Genomic DNA, 14,831 nt, shown 5'->3' on the forward strand with positions numbered 1-14,831 from the left:
GGTCAGGCTCCCTTCCCCGTCGTACGGCGTTCCGTGGGCTGGGTGACCCGGTCGAGCATCAGGCCCAGGCACACGATGGCCACGCCCGCGACCAGGCCGAGGCCCAGGTCTCCGGTGGCGAGGCCGGTGACGACGTCGTAGCCGAGGGCACCGCCGCCGACCAGACCGCCGATGATGACGACGGCGAGGACCAGGACCACGCCCTGGTTGACGGCGAGCAGCAGGGCCGGCCGGGCCAGCGGGAGCTGGACCTGGCGCAGGATCTGCCAGCGGGTGGCGCCCAGCGAGCGGGCGGCCTCCATGGCGCCGGGGTCGACCTGGCGCAGGCCCTGGGTGGTGATGCGGATGACGGCGGGCAGCGCGTAGACGACGGCAGCGGCGGCGGCCGGGGCACGGCCCACGGCGAACAGCGCGACCACCGGGATGAGGTAGACGAACTGCGGCATGGTCTGCATGACGTCCAGGACCGGGCGCAGGATCGCCTCCAGGCGCTTGCTGCCCGCGGCGAGGACGCCGATGCCGAAGCCCAGAACCAGGGTCACCACCAGTGCGGCGAGCACCTGGGACAGGGTGTTCATCGACGGCTTCCACACGCCCAGCACGCCGATGGCGGCCATCGCGAGGACGGCGGTCAGCGCGGTGCGCCAGGTGCCGATGAGCCAGGCCAGCGCGGCGACGATGAGCAGCGTGCCGTACCACGGCAGCGCGGTCAGGCCGTCCCGCAGCGGGTTGAGCACCCAGTTGGTGAAGTGCGCGGCCCAGTCGGCGGTGCCGCCGATGACGGGGACGCCGGAGTAGAGGTGGTCGACCATCCACTCCTTGAAGTCGTTGACGGGCCGGGCCAGGTCCACGGCCCAGGCACCCGGCCAGACCAGGGAGCCGGTCAGCCGGCCGGCCAGCGCGAGCGCGGCGGTGACCACGGCGATACCGGTCCAGGCCTGCCAGCCGCGCAGCCACGCCGGGCCGGTGGCGGAGGTGTCCGCGCCGAGACGCGCACCGGCCGCGGCCGTGGTGCGGTCCATGACGATGGCCAGCAGCACGATCGGGATGGCGGCGGCGAGCGCGGCACCGACGTCGACCGAGGCGAGCGCCTGGTAGACGCGGTCACCGAGACCGGCGGCGCCGATCATCGAGGCGATCACGACCATGGACAGCGCCATCATGATCGACTGGTTGACGCCGAGCAGGAGTTCCTTGCGGGCCAGCGGGAGGCGGGCGGTCAGCAGCCGCTGCCGGCCGGTGGCACCGAGCGAGGAGACGGCCTCCAGGACGCCCGGGTCGGCACTGCGCAGACCGAGCGCGGTCAGCCGCGCCATCGGCGGCGCCGCGTAGATGACGGTGGCCAGCAGCGCGGCGGGGACGCCGATGCCGAAGACCAGCACGACGGGCAGGAGATAGGCGAAGGCCGGCAGCACCTGCATGGTGTCCAGCACCGGGCGCAGCAGCCGGAACAGCCGGTCCGACAGGCCCGCGGCCAGACCGAGCAGCGCGCCGACGACGACCGAGGCGGCGACCGCCACGACCATCAGCGCGAGCGTCTGCATGGTCGGGACCCACATCCCCAGCAGACCGCTGACCAGGAAGGAGATCAGTGCGGTCGCGGCGATGCGGACACCGGCCACCCGCCAGGCGATCAGCGTGACACCGGCCGTCACACCCGTCCAGCCGAGCGCGAGCAGCAGCAGATAGACGGCGCGTACGGAGATGACCACGGCGTTGGAGAGGTGGCCGAGGAAGTAGACGAACAGCCAGTGGCTGTCGCGGTTGTCGATGATCCAGTCGCTGGTCTTGCCGAGCGGGCCGGAGACGTCGACGGTCAGCGAGGACGGCCAGGCGGCGCCGTACTTGGCGGCCAGCAGCGGGACGAGGACGGCCGCGGCGACGGCGAGCAGCAGGAGCTTGGCGAGACCGCGGTGGTCCATCAGGACCCGGGCCGGGCCCTTGGGGGTGTCGACGCCGAGGGTGCCGCGCGCGGAAACCGGGGTTGCGGTGCTCATGCGCGCCCCCTCTTCACGGTGCCGGTGGGCACGTTCAGTGCGGCGCAGCGCTGGGCCTCGCGCCAGTGGCGCAGCCAGGCGGCGCGCAGCCGGGCGCGGGGCGTGGCGGCGGGAGCTCTGGAGCCGACGGCGCGGAGGGCGCCGCCGCGGGTGGTCGCGGTGTACATCAGGCAGCCACCTCGCCGTGCTGCGGGCTGTCGACCCGGGCGACCACGTTCAGCAGACAGGCGTGGTCGACGATGCCCAGGCAGCGGCCGTCGTCGACGACCCGGGCCGCGCCGCCGGAGCGGGCGACCGCCTCGATGGCGTCGGAGATCAGGGTGTCGGGGCTCAGCGCGGGGCCCTGGTCGGCCTCGCCGTCCTCGGCCGGGCGCATCGCGCGGCGCACGGTCAGCACCTGCTCGCGGGGCACGTCGCGGACGAAGTCGCGGACGTAGTCGTCGGCCGGGGAGCCGACGATCTCCTCGGGGGTGCCGAGCTGGACGATCTTCCCGTCGCGCATCAGGGCGATCCGGTCGCCGATCCGCAGTGCCTCGGCGAGGTCGTGGGTGATGAAGACCATGGTGCGGCCCTCTTCACGGTGCAGGCGGACGACCTCTTCCTGCATGTCGCGGCGGATGAGGGGGTCCAGGGCGCTGAACGGCTCGTCGAAGAGCAGGACTTCGGGGTCCACGGCGAGCGCGCGGGCCAGGCCGACGCGCTGCTGCTGACCGCCGGAGAGCTGCCCGGGGCGGCGCTTCTCCATCCCGGCCAGGCCGACCTTGTCGACCATCTCGTTGGCCTTCTCGCGGCGCTCCGCCTTGCCCATGCCCTGGATCTCCAGGCCGTAGGCGACGTTGTCGACGACGGTGCGGTGCGGCAGCAGGCCGAAGTGCTGGAAGACCATGGCGGCGCGGCGGCGGCGCAGTTCGCGCAGCGTGGTGCGGTCCATGGCGCGGACGTCCTCGCCGTCCATCTCCAGCGCGCCGCTGGTCGGCTCGATCAGCCGGGTCAGACAGCGGACGAGGGTGGACTTGCCGGAGCCGGACAGGCCCATGACGACGAAGACCTCGCCCTTGTGGACGTCGAAGGAGACATCGCGGACGGCGGCCACACAGCCGGTCTTCTCGCGCAGTTCCTGGGCGCTCAGCTCGGTGACGGAGGAGTCGTCGGGGATGCGGTCGGCTTTGGGGCCGAAGACCTTCCAGAGGTTCCGGACGGAGAAGACGACGTCACGGCCGTCGGACGCCTCGGTGGCGGAAGCGTCCTTGGACGTACGGGCGTTGGGTATCTCGGATGCGCCGGCGGAGGTGGTAGCCATCACGCATCACCTCCTTGGGTCGGAGCCTTGTGGAGCAGTTCAGCGCACTTCTCCCCCACCATGAGCACGCCCAGCATCGGGTTGACGGCGGGCATCGTCGGGAAGACAGAGGCGTCGGCGATACGGATGCCGGACAGTCCGCGGATCTTCAACTCGGGGTCGACGACGGCGAGTTGATCGTCGGCGGCGCCCATCTTGCAGGTGCCGGCCGGGTGGTAGACGGTGTGCGCCGCCTTGCGGACCAGCTCGCTGATCTCCGCGTCGTCGGTGACCTCGGGGCCGGGGAAGACCTCCCGCTTGAGCCACTTGGCGAACGGCTCGGCCTGGGCGACCTTGCGGGCCAGCTTGATGCCGTCGACCAGGGTCCGGCCGTCGTAGTCGTCCTCGTCCTCGAAGTACTTGAAGTCGAGGGCCGGCTTGACCTCGGGGTCCGCGGAGGTGAGGTAGAGGCGGCCGCGGGAGCGGGACTTGGGGATGTTCGGGGTCATCGACACCCCGTGCTCGGGGCGCTCGTAGCCCAGCCGCTCGGGGTTGTCGGTGAACGGGATCTGGTAGAAGTGGAACATCAGGTCGGGGCCCTTGTGCTCCGGGTCCCGCTTGACGAAGAGGCCCGCGTCGGAGTCCATCGCGGAGTTGCCCGGGATCGGACCGTTGGTCTCCCAGACGATCACCGACTCCGGGTGGTCGATCAGGTTCTCCCCGACGCCCGGCAGGTCGAGCACACAGGGCAGACCGAGCGCTTCCAGGTCCTTCTTCGGCCCGATGCCGGAGTGCATCAGCAGCCGCGGGGTGTCGACGGCGCCGGCGCAGACCAGCACCTCGTGGGCGGCCTCGACGTAGACCTCTTCGCCGTCCTTCGTACGGACGTGGACGCCCTTGGCGGTGGTGCCATCCAGCTCCAGCTTGTGCGCCCAGGTCTCCAGCATCAGCGTGAGGTTGGGGCGGTCGCCGGCCTCCATGTGCGGGTGGAGGTAGGCGACGGAGGCGGACGAGCGCTTGTTGTTCTCCGGGTGGTACGAGAGGTCGAAGAAGCCGACGCCCTCGTCGAAGGGCTTGTCGTTGAAGCCGACGACCTCGGGGACGCCGAGGGCGCTCTTGGTGGCCTCGATCCAGTCGGTGGCGATCTGGTTCTGGTCCTTCTTCGCCACTCGCACGATGTTGTTGCGCAGCTTGCCGAAGTAGGGGTCCATCTCCTTGGCACCCCAGCCGGCCGCGCCCGCCGCCTCCCACTCGTCCCAGTCGGACGGCAGCGGCTTGAAGGAGATCAGGGTGTTGTGCGAGGAGCACCCGCCGAGCACCTTGGCGCGGCTGTGCAGGATGTGCGAGTTGCCGCGCGGCTGCTCGGTGGTCGTGTACTCGTAGTCCAGGTCGCCGCCGAGCAGGCCGAGCCACTTGCGCAGCGTCAGCACGTCCTCGCGGTCGATGTCGGACGGGCCGCCCTCGATCACGGCGACGGTGACGTCCGGGTCCTCGGTGAGGCGGGAGGCGATGACGGAACCGGCGGTGCCGCCACCGACAACGACATAGTCATACACAGGCATCGGGGGTGCTCCTTCTTACAACGTGCGTGGTGCGGGTGGTGCCAGGGAGGGCGGGGGTCAGCCCGCGAACCAGCGCACCGGCTCCGGCCGGAGGTTTTCGTAAATGTGCTTGCTCTCGCGGTACTCGTCCAGACCCGTGGGACCCAATTCCCGGCCGATCCCGGACTTGCCGAAGCCGCCCCACTCCGCCTGCGGGAGGTAGGGGTGGTAGTCGTTGATCCAGACCGTGCCGTGCCGCAGCCGGGCGGCGACCCGGCGGGCGCGCGCGGTGTCGCCGGAGAAGACCGCGCCGGCCAGGCCGTACTCGGTGTCGTTGGCGAGCGCCACGGCCTCGTCCTCGGTGGTGAAGGTCTCCACCGTCAGGATCGGGCCGAAGGTCTCCTCGCGGACCACCTTCATCTCGCGGTGGCAGCCGTCGAGCACGGTCGGCGCGTAGAAGTAGCCGGTGGCCGGGCGGACGGCGGACGGCTCGGGCCGGGCACCGCCGCAGCGCAGCTGCGCACCCTCGGCCAGGGCGGAGGCAACATACGCCTCGACCTTGTCGAGCTGCTGCTGGGAGACCAGCGGACCGCACTCGACACCGTCCTCGGTGCCCCGGCCCAGCTTGATCTTCTCCGCGCGGCGGGCCAGCTCGGAGACGAAGCGGTCGCGCACCGACTCCTCGATGATCAGCCGGGCACCGGCCGAGCAGACCTGGCCGCTGTGGATGAAGGCCGCGTTCAGCGCCTGGTCAACGGCGGTGTCAAAGCCTTCCTCGGTGGCGCAGGCGTCGGCGAAGACCACATTGGGGTTCTTGCCGCCCAGCTCCAGCGCGATCTTCTTGGCGCCGGAGACCGCCGCCGCGCCCGCCTTCGTACCGCTGACCAGACCGCCGGTGAAGGAGAACAGGTCGACGTCGGGGTGCTCGGCGAGCCGCTGGCCCACCGGGAGTCCCGCGCCGGTGACGATGTTGGCGACCCCGGCCGGCAGCCCGGCCTCGACCAGCAGCTTGACCAGGTGCACGGTCGACAGCGGGGTGACCTCGCTGGGCTTGATCACAAAAGTGTTGCCGGCCGCGAGGGCCGGCGCGATCTTCCAGCTGGCCTGGAGCAGCGGGTAGTTCCAGGGCGTGATGAGCGAGCAGACACCGACCGGCTCGTGCACGACCACGCTGTGCACATCCGGCGATCCGGCGTCGACCACCCGGCCGCCGCTCTCGTTCATCACCACGTCGGCGAAGTACCGGAAGGCATTGGTGACGTCATCGACGTCGACCCGGCCCTCCTCCAGCGTCTTGCCGGTGTCCCGGCTCTCGATGAGGGCGATCACCTCGCGGTCGCGCTGGAGCAGGTCGGCGACCCGGCGGAGCAGCGCGGAGCGCTCGGCGACGGCCGTACGGGGCCAGTCGCCCTCGTCGAAGGCCTTGCGGGCGGCCGCGACCGCCGCGTCGGCGTCCTCGGCACCACCCTCGGACACCAGCTCCAGCGTCGTCGCGTCGGCGGGGTCGAGGACCTCCCGCGTGTCGCCGGATGCGGCGGCCCGCCACACCCCGTCTACGTGAATGGTCTCGATTGCCGACACGTCGTTCTGCCTTCCCGCTTACCGATCTCGTTCCCACTGGTGCAACCACTGGCGTCACCAGCAACGTGGACCCCTCCCCCCAAGCCGCAGACCTATGCCCAAACGTTCATGGAAAGTGACTCGACTCACTGAACGTGCGGCGCAATGTCCCGGTACGTACCCTGAATAGCCGTATGTCCCAGGCTGCTTTTCCCCTCGGGACCGGAGGTACCCAGATGACCAGCAGACGGCGTGCCGCCACCGCCACCGCGGCCCTGACCTGCGGAGTGGCCCTGATCACCGGGCCCGCCTGCACCGGCGCCGCGGCGGCCGAGGACCCGGACGGCGGCGAGGGCGACCTCGCGAACAAATCGGCCCAGCAGATCTCCGACGATTCCCTGCACCAGCTCGTCGCCGCGAAATCCCTGCGGTTGCGTACCCAGACCTCTGCCGATCCGACCAAACTCGACCTCACCCTGGACCGCGCCGGCAACTGCACCGGCGCCATCAGCAAGGGCTCACTCGGCCGCATCGAGCTCGTCAAACGCGGAAACCAGGTCTGGATGAAGCCGGACGCCGCCTTCTGGAAGAGCCAGCTGCCCGGGAACGAGGGCCGCGACGCCGCCGAGAAATACAAGGACACCTTCCTCCACGGCACCACCAAGGACGCCTTCCTCGGCAGCCTCTCCGCGGCCTGCGACCTCACCGCGTTCCAGAAATCCGCGGTCCCCCCGGCGAAACCGCCCTCCGGCGCCCCCTCCCCCTCGGCCACCCCCACCCTCACCAAGGGCCGCCCGACCACCCACGAGGGCACCCGCGTCCTCCCCGTCATCAAGAAGGCCCAGGGCGCCGTCCAGACCCTCTACGTGGCCATCGACGGCAAGCACTACCCCCTCAAGCTCACCGCCGAGGTCGACCACCAGACCGGCACCATCCTGCTGAGCAACTACGACACCCCCGTCTCCACCAAGACGCCCGCCCCCGGCGACACGGTCGACATCTCGGCACTGGAGGACCGGCTCCAGGGGTCCCAGAGCGCCTGAACCCTGTTGGTCGCGGTACGTAACCATTCGCACATACGTATCGTTGAACCATGCGGCTACCCACGGCGCGCGGGCGGCGGGGAGGAGCGGCACGGTGACCATCGAACTGACCGACAGGACCGAGATGGCCAGTGGTAGCGAGCTGGACGACATGTTCGAGCAGATGCACATCCCCGAGGGCTACAAGGCTGAGATCGTCGAGGGGACCATCTACATGGCGCCGCAGCGGGGCACGCGCTGGGAGACGATCCTGGACATCGTCGAACATCTGCGGAGGCGGTATCCGAAGAAGCGCGTGCTGTCCGACGTGCGCATCGACTTCCCCGGCCATCTGAACGGGTTCGCCTCCGACGTGGTGGCGCTGGCCGAGAGCGCCACCAAGAACGACAAAGGCCGCCCGCGCTATCAGGACATCGAGTTCGTCGCCGAGGTGATTTCCGAGAGCACCGGCAAGAACGACTACGGCCCCAAGAAGACGGCTTACGCCCTCGCCGAGGTCCCGGTCTACCTGATCGCCGACCCTTACCTCGGCCGTTGCCGCATCTTCACTCACCCACAGGACGGCGACTACAAGGCCGACCTCACGCTCGCGTACGGCGAGCCGATCGACCTCACCGACACCGTCGTCGGCCTGACCTTCTCCACCGACGACTTCCCCCGCGACTGACCCCGCCCGTCACCCGGGCTGCCGAACCGGAGGGGCCGCGGCCGGCCGCCCGGACGACAATGCAGGCATGGCTGACACCGCGGCGAAAGCAGTGCTCGAAGGCGGTCCCGAGGAGTTCCCCGGGCGGATCGTGCCGATCGATCCGCCCGGGACCGAGCTGAAGATCCCGTTCCGTAACGGCTATGAACACTTCCGGGCCACCAGTCGGCAGCAGAAGACCTCCGAGGGGACGCTGCCGGTCTACGAGTGGTGGGAGCGCACCGAACTGCCCGGATAGCGGCGCCGCCCGGCCGTGCGCACCGCTCAGGTGTGGGGCACGAAGGTCCGCAGCGCGACCTCCTGGGCCTGCTCCTGCTGCGGCCAGTCGTCCTCGGGCCCCAGGACGAGGACCGCGAACTGGCGGCCGTCGGCGGCGGTGAAGGCACAGTCGACGACCTTCACGCGCGTTCCGAGACGCTTGCTGTCATAGGCGTAGACCAGTTGGTTGGCGTCTATGCCCGGGCCGGGGAAGCCCAGCGGTTCCAGGCTGATCTCCTGGTAGCCGGGGTTGCCGGACAGGCCCTCCGAAGCCTGCTGGAGCGCCTCGCGCGGGGTCATCTCGGGATCGGTGATCTCGAAGATCTGCACCAGTCCGCGGTCGTCCGGGGCGGTGTAGAACACCCCGGTCTTGCGCTCGCTGCGCGTCCAGGTGCCGGGCACCGCGAGGGTGAAGCCCTTCTTGTCGTGGGCCAGGCGGTAGCCGTCCGGCAGCTCGGTGAGGGTGGGGGCGGGGGTGGCGCTGTCCGGGGCGCCGGTGGACTGCGAAGCGCCGCTACCGGACGAGGCGGACGACGTGCTGCGGGCCGGTGGGCGGGCGTCGGCCCGGTCGTCGCCGTGCCCCCAGAACAGATAGCCACCGCCGACGGCCGCCGCGATCACGGCCACCGCCACACCGGCGACCAGTCCGGTACGACGCCGGGCGGCGGGGGCGTAGCCGGTGCCGGATTCCGGGCTCAGATACGGGTCGGTGGTGTACGGGCCGGCCGCGGGGTCCGCTAAGCCGGCGGTGTACGAGCTGGGATGCGGGTAGGGGTAGGTGCTGCGCGGCGCGGCGGCCGCCGGGCGCGGGCCGGCCGGCGGCGCAGCGGGTGGAGGCGCGTCGGGCCCGCCGTCCTCGGGCCCGCCCCCCGACGGCGTGAAGGTCGGCCGGGGCGGCATCGGCCCCGTATAGGGGGCAGGGGGTGGAGTGCCGTCCTCCCAGCGCTGGGTCTCGTTGTTCCAGCGGGCCTGGCCGCCGTGCGGCATGTCAGCCTCCCGCCAGGGCCGCGACCGCCTGCGTCACCGCGGTGCCGGAGGCCAGCAGGCCCACCACCGCGCCGGCGTCGGTGAGCGCCGTACGGAGCCGGGCCAGCCGGCCGGGGCCCGCCGCGCCACTGTCCGCGATCTCCGCCTCGGTCTCGGCGAGTTCGTCGCTCAGGGCCGTGATCTGCGGGCTCTCCACCGCCCGGGACAGATCGTCGCGCAACGCCCGGACGGCGCGCAGCAGTTCCTCCTGGGCCGGGTCCGCCGAGGGCGCGGCCGGGCCTTCGTTGTGGGTCACGGTGTTGTGGTCGCCGATGGCGAAGGCACCCCGGACGCTGCCGATGTGGATGCCGCTACCGCGCTCGTCAGCCCTTGCCACGCTGGGCACTTCCCTTCGATTCGGCACCGCGCCGGGTGGTGGAGTTGTTGGTGATGGTGTTGTGGTCGCCGATGCCGACGGCGCCCTGTGCGGACTCGACGTAGACGCCGCCCTCGGCGACATGCACGACCCGCTGCTCGAACTCGTCGGTCTGATAGCCGGCTTCGTGCAGCGCCGTGGTCACACCGGCCGCCACCCGCTGCTGAATGGTCTTCAGGTAGCGGGCGACATCCATGTCCTGGAAGAGCGAGGCCTCCCCGAACGAGCCCAGCTCACGGACAGAGGCGCCGGGGCCCTCGGGCAGCGCCGCGCCGTGTCCCGCGGTGGCCAGCCGCCAGGCCGACAACAGGCCGCGGGCCAGTGTGCCGAGGGCGTGCCCGGCGGAGCGGGGTGTACTTCCCAGTGCCCAGACCGCCTTGCCGAAGTGGTGGTGGTGACGGTACTGGTGGGCGATCCGGTCGGCGTCCTGGAAGAGCTGCCGCAGCGGCCACAGCACATGCGGCGCGACCTCCAGCATCAGCATCCCGCCCTGGGTGTGCACCCGTACGAAGAGCGTGGTGACCACGCCCTCGTTCCAGCCGCCGACCCGGATGCGCAGGAAGTGCCGCCGGGTCTCGCCGCCCTCCTCCACCGCGGCCGCCCGGTGTTCCTCGAACGCCTCGGGGGCGTACGGCGCCGCCGCCCGGGTCGGCAGCCCCTCGGCCGGCAGGAAGACGCACTCGTCGATCTCCAGGGCGCGCAGCCGGTCGCGGACCGCGGCCGCCGACTCCGGCGAACCGTGCGGCGACGGCACCCGCAGCGCCGCGACCAGCGGCACGATCCGGGCCAGGATGGCGCCGTTGTCGAGCGGTTCGGGGGTACGGCCGGCGCGCGGGTTCAGCTCCACCGACAGCGACCAGGTCTTGTACGGCTCGCCGGCCCCGCAGAACGGGTTGGCGGCCCGGTACATCACCAGCGGCCCGTGCTGCTCGGTCCGCACCCGGTCCCGCAGCCGCTGGAAGCGGAGGCCACCGTCGCGCTCGGCGGGGTCGGACATGACGTCGGGGAAGCGTTCCCGGGACAGTTCTCCCGCCAGCACCCTGGCGAACTGCCCGCGTTGCAGAGCGGTCAGTACGGCCAGCGTCGGCGGCAGCAGCAGCGCCACCCACACCCCGAACAGCAGGCCCAGCGCCGCACCGCCGCCCCCATAGGAGGTGCCGAACCCGCTGCCGTAGCCGTAGCCGCCCGACGAGTCACCCGTCAGGGAGCTCAGCACCTCCGGCAGCAGCGTGACGAAGGGGGATCGCGTGCCCAGCAGGCCGACCCCGCCGACGAACGCCGCCACCAGCAGCGACGCGTAGAAGAAGGCCAGCGTCAGCCGGCCGTACCAGCGCAGCACGAAGGAGAGGAAGCGGGCCGGACCCGGCAGGACCCGTGACCGGCGGACGATACGGGCCACCGCCATGAGGACGACGGGGAACACGTAGAGCCCCACGAGTCCGGAGGACAGCGGGAGGGCCACGATCCACAGCAGCAGGATGCCCGCCGCCCAACCGAGCTGCAGCCGCCGGGCACGCAGCGCATGGGCCAGCACCCGGGCGGCGTCGATGCCCAGCGACGGCGCGGCGAACCGCTCCTCGTGGACGTACAGCTCCTCGATGACCGCGTCACGGAAGGTGTCGTCCATGTAGGCGCCGGCGCACAGCAGCCGGGTGGCCTCACTGGCGCCCGGCGGGATCGGCGGGAGCTGCGCCGGAGGCGAAGTGCCTCCGGCCGCCTTCCGCAACCGCTGTGGATCGCCTGGCTCTCCAGGCTGCGCAGGCACATCCGTCCGAGTCATCGGCTTCCCCCATTACGACACCAACGAGTCATCGCCGAGGGCCTGTTGAGCAGGCGAGCTGCCATTTTCGGCCGCGGCGGCGCAGAACCCGCAGCATAAAGGAGCGGAGCGTTCCGTGTCAGCGCGATAACCCAAGGTTGCCGCGAGTCAGACGCCCACGGGGAACTCCCCACGCTTGAGCGAGCCGACGAACGACGACCAGCCGCCCGTCGGGAAGACCAGCACGGGTCCGTCGGGGTCCTTGCTGTCACGGACGGGGACGGCGTCGGGGATACCGGGGGCTACTTCGATGCAGTCGCCGCCGTCGCGGTCGCTGTAGCTGCTCTTCATCCAGGTGAGCGCCACTTCGATGCAGTCGCCGCCATTGTTGTCGCTGTAGCTGCTCTTGACCCATATCGCTGTGGTCAGCTGGTGCTTGTTCATGGTCCCCGTACCCTTCCATGAAGTCGCCGATCAGCGCCGCGGATTCGGGGGCTGACAGAGCATCCGCCCTGAGCACATCATAGGTCTGGGAGTGGCGGGCGAAGACCGCCGGATCGTCGCTGAAATGGCCACGGTCCAGCGACTCGGAGTAGACCCACTGCTCCCCCTTCGGCAGGCTGATCAGCGTCATCGAGGTTTTGGGTCGGATGAGTTCGGGACGATGGGCAGGGGCGACCTGGATTCGGATGTTGGAACGCCGGCCCACGGCCAGCAGGTGTGCGCACTGGCGGCGCATGACACCCGCGCTCCCCACCACGTTGCGTAGGCAACTCTCATCCAGGACCGCGACATACAGAGGGCCGTCATCGGCGAGGAAGCGTCCCTGTCGGCTGAGCCTGGCCCTGACGCGTTCTTCCGCCCTCCCGCTGCTCTCAAGGTCGGAGAACAGCCCCCAGGCGTACTCCTCCGACTGCAACAGCCCTGGCATCACTTGCGCTTGATACTGACGCACAGCCACCGCGACTGCGTCCATCTCCGCCCGCCGCTCGAACCAGTCCGGATGCTGCACCTCCGGGTACCAGTCGATCCGGCCCCATAACCGCAGCAGCACTCCGCCTGTCTGCAGCAGTTCGTCGCACTGCCTGGCGAAGGATTCCTGCGGTACGCGCGTGCCCGCCTCCACGCGGGCCACGTGCGAGCGGTCGCACGGGATCTTCCTCGACAGTCTCTCCTGTGTGAAGCCCGCCGCCTCCCGGAAGTGCTTCAGCACCTCCCCGAACACGGCGGCATTGGTGGCTGCCGCTCCACTCTCTGCATTGCGTCGTCGTCGGCTCACCGCATCCCCCTTGGTGCCAGAAGGTGAGTGTCACGCGTCTGACGTTGCGACCCGCACTACGGAGCGCAACGCTGAACACACCCAACGTAATAGGTGGGTCTGACAACTGCGCCGCGTTCTCACGCAACCAACCTCTGGGAGTCAATGAGCATGAGTTACGACCGGGATGCCGTCCCGCCGTTGCCGGGGCTGCGCCTGCTGCCGTGGGAGAGCGAGAGCGGGAAGCCGTGCTTCTTGTCGGCGGACGGGGCCGGGGGTGCGCTGTCGCGGCTGGCCGATGAGGTCGAGGCGGAGCAGTTGTGTGACGGTGCCGATGTCCTCAAGGGCGCGGTGGCCGTACTGGACGACGGCAAGGCCGGGGAACATGCGGTGCGGCGGGCACTCCGGGCGACCACACAGGCCTTCGGCAACGTGCTGCGCGTCGCCGACAGCCGGGGCGCGCGCCTGCCCGTGGCGGCGGAGAGCGGCCACGAGGCCGACGAAGACGAAAGGGAGCTGCGGACCGAGCCCACATGACCGAGCCCGCACGGCCGTTGGACCGTGCGGGCTCGTCGTTGCTGCGGTGCCGCCCGGACGGGGCGGCCGCGGCGTGGGGTCAGCCGAGGAGGCCGAGACCGCGGACGGCCTCGCGCTCCTCCTCCAGCTCCTTCACGGACGCGTCGATGCGCTCGCGGGAGAAATCGTTGATCTCCAGGCCCTGGACGATCTCGTACTTGCCGTCCTTGGTGGTGACGGGGAAGGAGGAGATCAGGCCCTCCGGGACGCCGTAGGAGCCGTCCGAGGGGATACCCATCGAGGTCCAGTCGCCGGCGGCGGTGCCGTTGACCCAGGTGTGGACGTGGTCGATGGCGGCGTTGGCGGCGGAGGCGGCGGAGGACGCGCCACGGGCCTCGATGATCGCCGCACCGCGCTTGGCGACGGTCGGGATGAAGTCCTCGGCCAGCCACTTCTGGTCGCCCACGACCTCGGCGGCGTTCTTGCCGGCGACCTCGGCGTGGAAGATGTCCGGGTACTGGGTGGCGGAGTGGTTGCCCCAGATCGTCAGCTTGCGGAGCTCGGAGACCGGGGTGCCGGTCTTCTTGGCGAGCTGCGAGAGCGCACGGTTGTGGTCCAGGCGGGTCATCGCGGTGAAGCGCTCGCGGGGGACGTCCGGCGCGGCGGCCTGGGCGATCAGCGCGTTGGTGTTGGCGGGGTTGCCGACGACCAGGACCTTGATGTCGTCCGCGGCGTGGTCGTTGATGGCCTTGCCCTGCGGCTTGAAGATGCCGCCGTTGGCCTCCAGGAGGTCGCCGCGCTCCATGCCCTTGGTACGGGGGCGGGCGCCGACGAGCAGCGCGACGTTGGCGCCGTCGAAGGCCACGTTCGGGTCGTCGGAGATGTCGATGCCCTGCAGCAGCGGGAAGGCGCAGTCGTCGAGCTCCATCGCGGTGCCCTCGGCCGCCTTCAGGCCCTGGGGGATCTCCAGAAGGCGCAGCTTCACCGGCACGTCCGCGCCGAGCAGATGACCGGAAGCGATGCGGAAGAGCAGTGCGTAGCCGATCTGGCCGGCGGCGCCGGTGACGGTGACATTGACGGGAGTGCGGGTCATGGCGATCTCCTGCGCGGTGTGTTCCGGGGGCAAGCCCCTGGACCACCATGGTTGGCGGTGGGTGTCCCTGCCCTGCTAGCGAGGTCTCTTGGTATCGAGAGACCCGGCCGTCAGGCTATCGGACCCCTGCCGGGGGCAGGTGCCGGGCCGGTGTGGAACACCTCACCGGGTGCCTCGGGACGTCCGTACGGCGGTCCTGAACCGGGCTTGCGAGGTCTCCGGCGTGCGCTCCCGGAACGGCCCCGGGGCTGGCGGCCGCCCGCTCAAGGAGGGGGGAAGCAGGCGGCCGCCTAGTTGTGCCACACCCGTGGGGGGGGTACTCGTCGCATGCCCGGGATGCCGGAGGGCATGCCCCCTGTCTTTCGGACATCCTCCGCGGGGGGTGTGATTCCGGGTCCGCGGACGGTCCTCGCCCTGAA

The 14,831-nt window shown here is 70.7% G+C and carries 15 protein-coding genes; 4 read left to right on the plus strand and 11 right to left on the minus strand.

Annotated elements, in window-relative coordinates; genetic code table 11:
• Window positions 1–2: 2 nt before the first annotated feature.
• Genes ACFW5B_RS20040 through ACFW5B_RS20060 form a run of 5 tightly spaced genes read right to left on the minus strand, consistent with a single transcriptional unit; the run spans window position 3 to window position 6,398 of the window.
• Complete coding sequence (locus tag ACFW5B_RS20040; RefSeq protein WP_386440947.1) at window positions 3–1,997, minus strand: ABC transporter permease; 1,995 nt, start codon at window positions 1,995–1,997, stop codon at window positions 3–5.
• The gene (locus ACFW5B_RS20045; protein ID WP_386440950.1) at window positions 1,994–2,164 is read right to left on the minus strand and encodes a hypothetical protein; all 171 of its coding nucleotides are present in this window, start codon (window positions 2,162–2,164) and stop codon (window positions 1,994–1,996) included. The genes ACFW5B_RS20040 and ACFW5B_RS20045 overlap by 4 nt, the downstream gene beginning before the upstream one ends.
• The gene (locus ACFW5B_RS20050) at window positions 2,164–3,297 is read right to left on the minus strand and encodes a glycine betaine/L-proline ABC transporter ATP-binding protein (RefSeq protein WP_386440953.1); all 1,134 of its coding nucleotides are present in this window, start codon (window positions 3,295–3,297) and stop codon (window positions 2,164–2,166) included. The genes ACFW5B_RS20045 and ACFW5B_RS20050 overlap by 1 nt, the downstream gene beginning before the upstream one ends.
• Window positions 3,297–4,838, minus strand: coding sequence for a GMC family oxidoreductase (locus tag ACFW5B_RS20055; protein ID WP_386440956.1), 1,542 nt, complete (start codon window positions 4,836–4,838; stop codon window positions 3,297–3,299). The genes ACFW5B_RS20050 and ACFW5B_RS20055 overlap by 1 nt, the downstream gene beginning before the upstream one ends.
• Before the next feature lie 57 nt (window positions 4,839–4,895).
• Entirely contained in the window at window positions 4,896–6,398 is a 1,503-nt protein-coding gene (locus ACFW5B_RS20060; RefSeq protein WP_386440959.1) for an aldehyde dehydrogenase family protein, read from the minus strand.
• Between the two features lie 215 nt (window positions 6,399–6,613).
• Here ACFW5B_RS20060 and ACFW5B_RS20065 point away from each other — a divergent pair, with 215 nt between their 5' ends.
• From ACFW5B_RS20065 to ACFW5B_RS20075, 3 genes are all read left to right on the plus strand, one after another.
• The gene (locus tag ACFW5B_RS20065) at window positions 6,614–7,420 is read left to right on the plus strand and encodes a hypothetical protein (RefSeq protein ID WP_386440962.1); all 807 of its coding nucleotides are present in this window, start codon (window positions 6,614–6,616) and stop codon (window positions 7,418–7,420) included.
• A 94-nt stretch (window positions 7,421–7,514) separates the two neighbouring features.
• Entirely contained in the window at window positions 7,515–8,087 is a 573-nt protein-coding gene (locus ACFW5B_RS20070) for a Uma2 family endonuclease (RefSeq protein WP_386440965.1), read from the plus strand.
• A 67-nt stretch (window positions 8,088–8,154) separates the two neighbouring features.
• Window positions 8,155–8,364 (plus strand): DUF5988 family protein, encoded by a 210-nt coding sequence (locus tag ACFW5B_RS20075; RefSeq protein WP_042147532.1) that lies wholly within the window; start codon window positions 8,155–8,157, stop codon window positions 8,362–8,364.
• A gap of 26 nt (window positions 8,365–8,390) precedes the next feature.
• On the opposite strand, the gene ACFW5B_RS20080 is transcribed toward ACFW5B_RS20075, so the two are convergent.
• From ACFW5B_RS20080 to ACFW5B_RS20100, 5 genes are all read right to left on the minus strand, one after another.
• Window positions 8,391–9,371: a hypothetical protein gene (locus ACFW5B_RS20080; RefSeq protein WP_386440969.1), complete on the minus strand. Its 981-nt coding sequence runs from the start codon at window positions 9,369–9,371 to the stop codon at window positions 8,391–8,393.
• Between the two features lies 1 nt (window position 9,372).
• Window positions 9,373–9,747 (minus strand): hypothetical protein, encoded by a 375-nt coding sequence (locus tag ACFW5B_RS20085; RefSeq protein WP_386440977.1) that lies wholly within the window; start codon window positions 9,745–9,747, stop codon window positions 9,373–9,375.
• Window positions 9,734–11,566 carry a hypothetical protein gene (locus ACFW5B_RS20090; RefSeq protein ID WP_386440980.1) on the minus strand — a complete coding sequence of 611 codons (1,833 nt, stop codon included), beginning with the start codon at window positions 11,564–11,566 and terminating at the stop codon, window positions 9,734–9,736. The genes ACFW5B_RS20085 and ACFW5B_RS20090 overlap by 14 nt, the downstream gene beginning before the upstream one ends.
• A 147-nt stretch (window positions 11,567–11,713) precedes the next feature.
• Entirely contained in the window at window positions 11,714–11,896 is a 183-nt protein-coding gene (locus ACFW5B_RS20095) for a DUF397 domain-containing protein (protein ID WP_386440983.1), read from the minus strand.
• The gene (locus tag ACFW5B_RS20100; protein ID WP_386441185.1) at window positions 11,814–12,770 is read right to left on the minus strand and encodes a Scr1 family TA system antitoxin-like transcriptional regulator; all 957 of its coding nucleotides are present in this window, start codon (window positions 12,768–12,770) and stop codon (window positions 11,814–11,816) included. Before ACFW5B_RS20100 ends, ACFW5B_RS20095 begins: the two co-directional genes overlap by 83 nt.
• Before the next feature lie 204 nt (window positions 12,771–12,974).
• Between ACFW5B_RS20100 and ACFW5B_RS20105 the strand changes: the two genes are divergently transcribed.
• Window positions 12,975–13,340 (plus strand): hypothetical protein, encoded by a 366-nt coding sequence (locus tag ACFW5B_RS20105; protein WP_386440986.1) that lies wholly within the window; start codon window positions 12,975–12,977, stop codon window positions 13,338–13,340.
• Window positions 13,341–13,419: 79 nt separating this feature from the next.
• Here the strand turns inward: ACFW5B_RS20105 and ACFW5B_RS20110 are convergent, their stop codons facing one another.
• Window positions 13,420–14,412: a malate dehydrogenase gene (locus ACFW5B_RS20110; protein ID WP_386440989.1), complete on the minus strand. Its 993-nt coding sequence runs from the start codon at window positions 14,410–14,412 to the stop codon at window positions 13,420–13,422.
• Window positions 14,413–14,831: the final 419 nt, after the last annotated feature.

This window comes from Streptomyces sp. NPDC058773, assembly GCF_042746015.1.
In the GTDB taxonomy this organism is placed as follows: Bacteria; Actinomycetota; Actinomycetes; order Streptomycetales; family Streptomycetaceae; genus Streptomyces.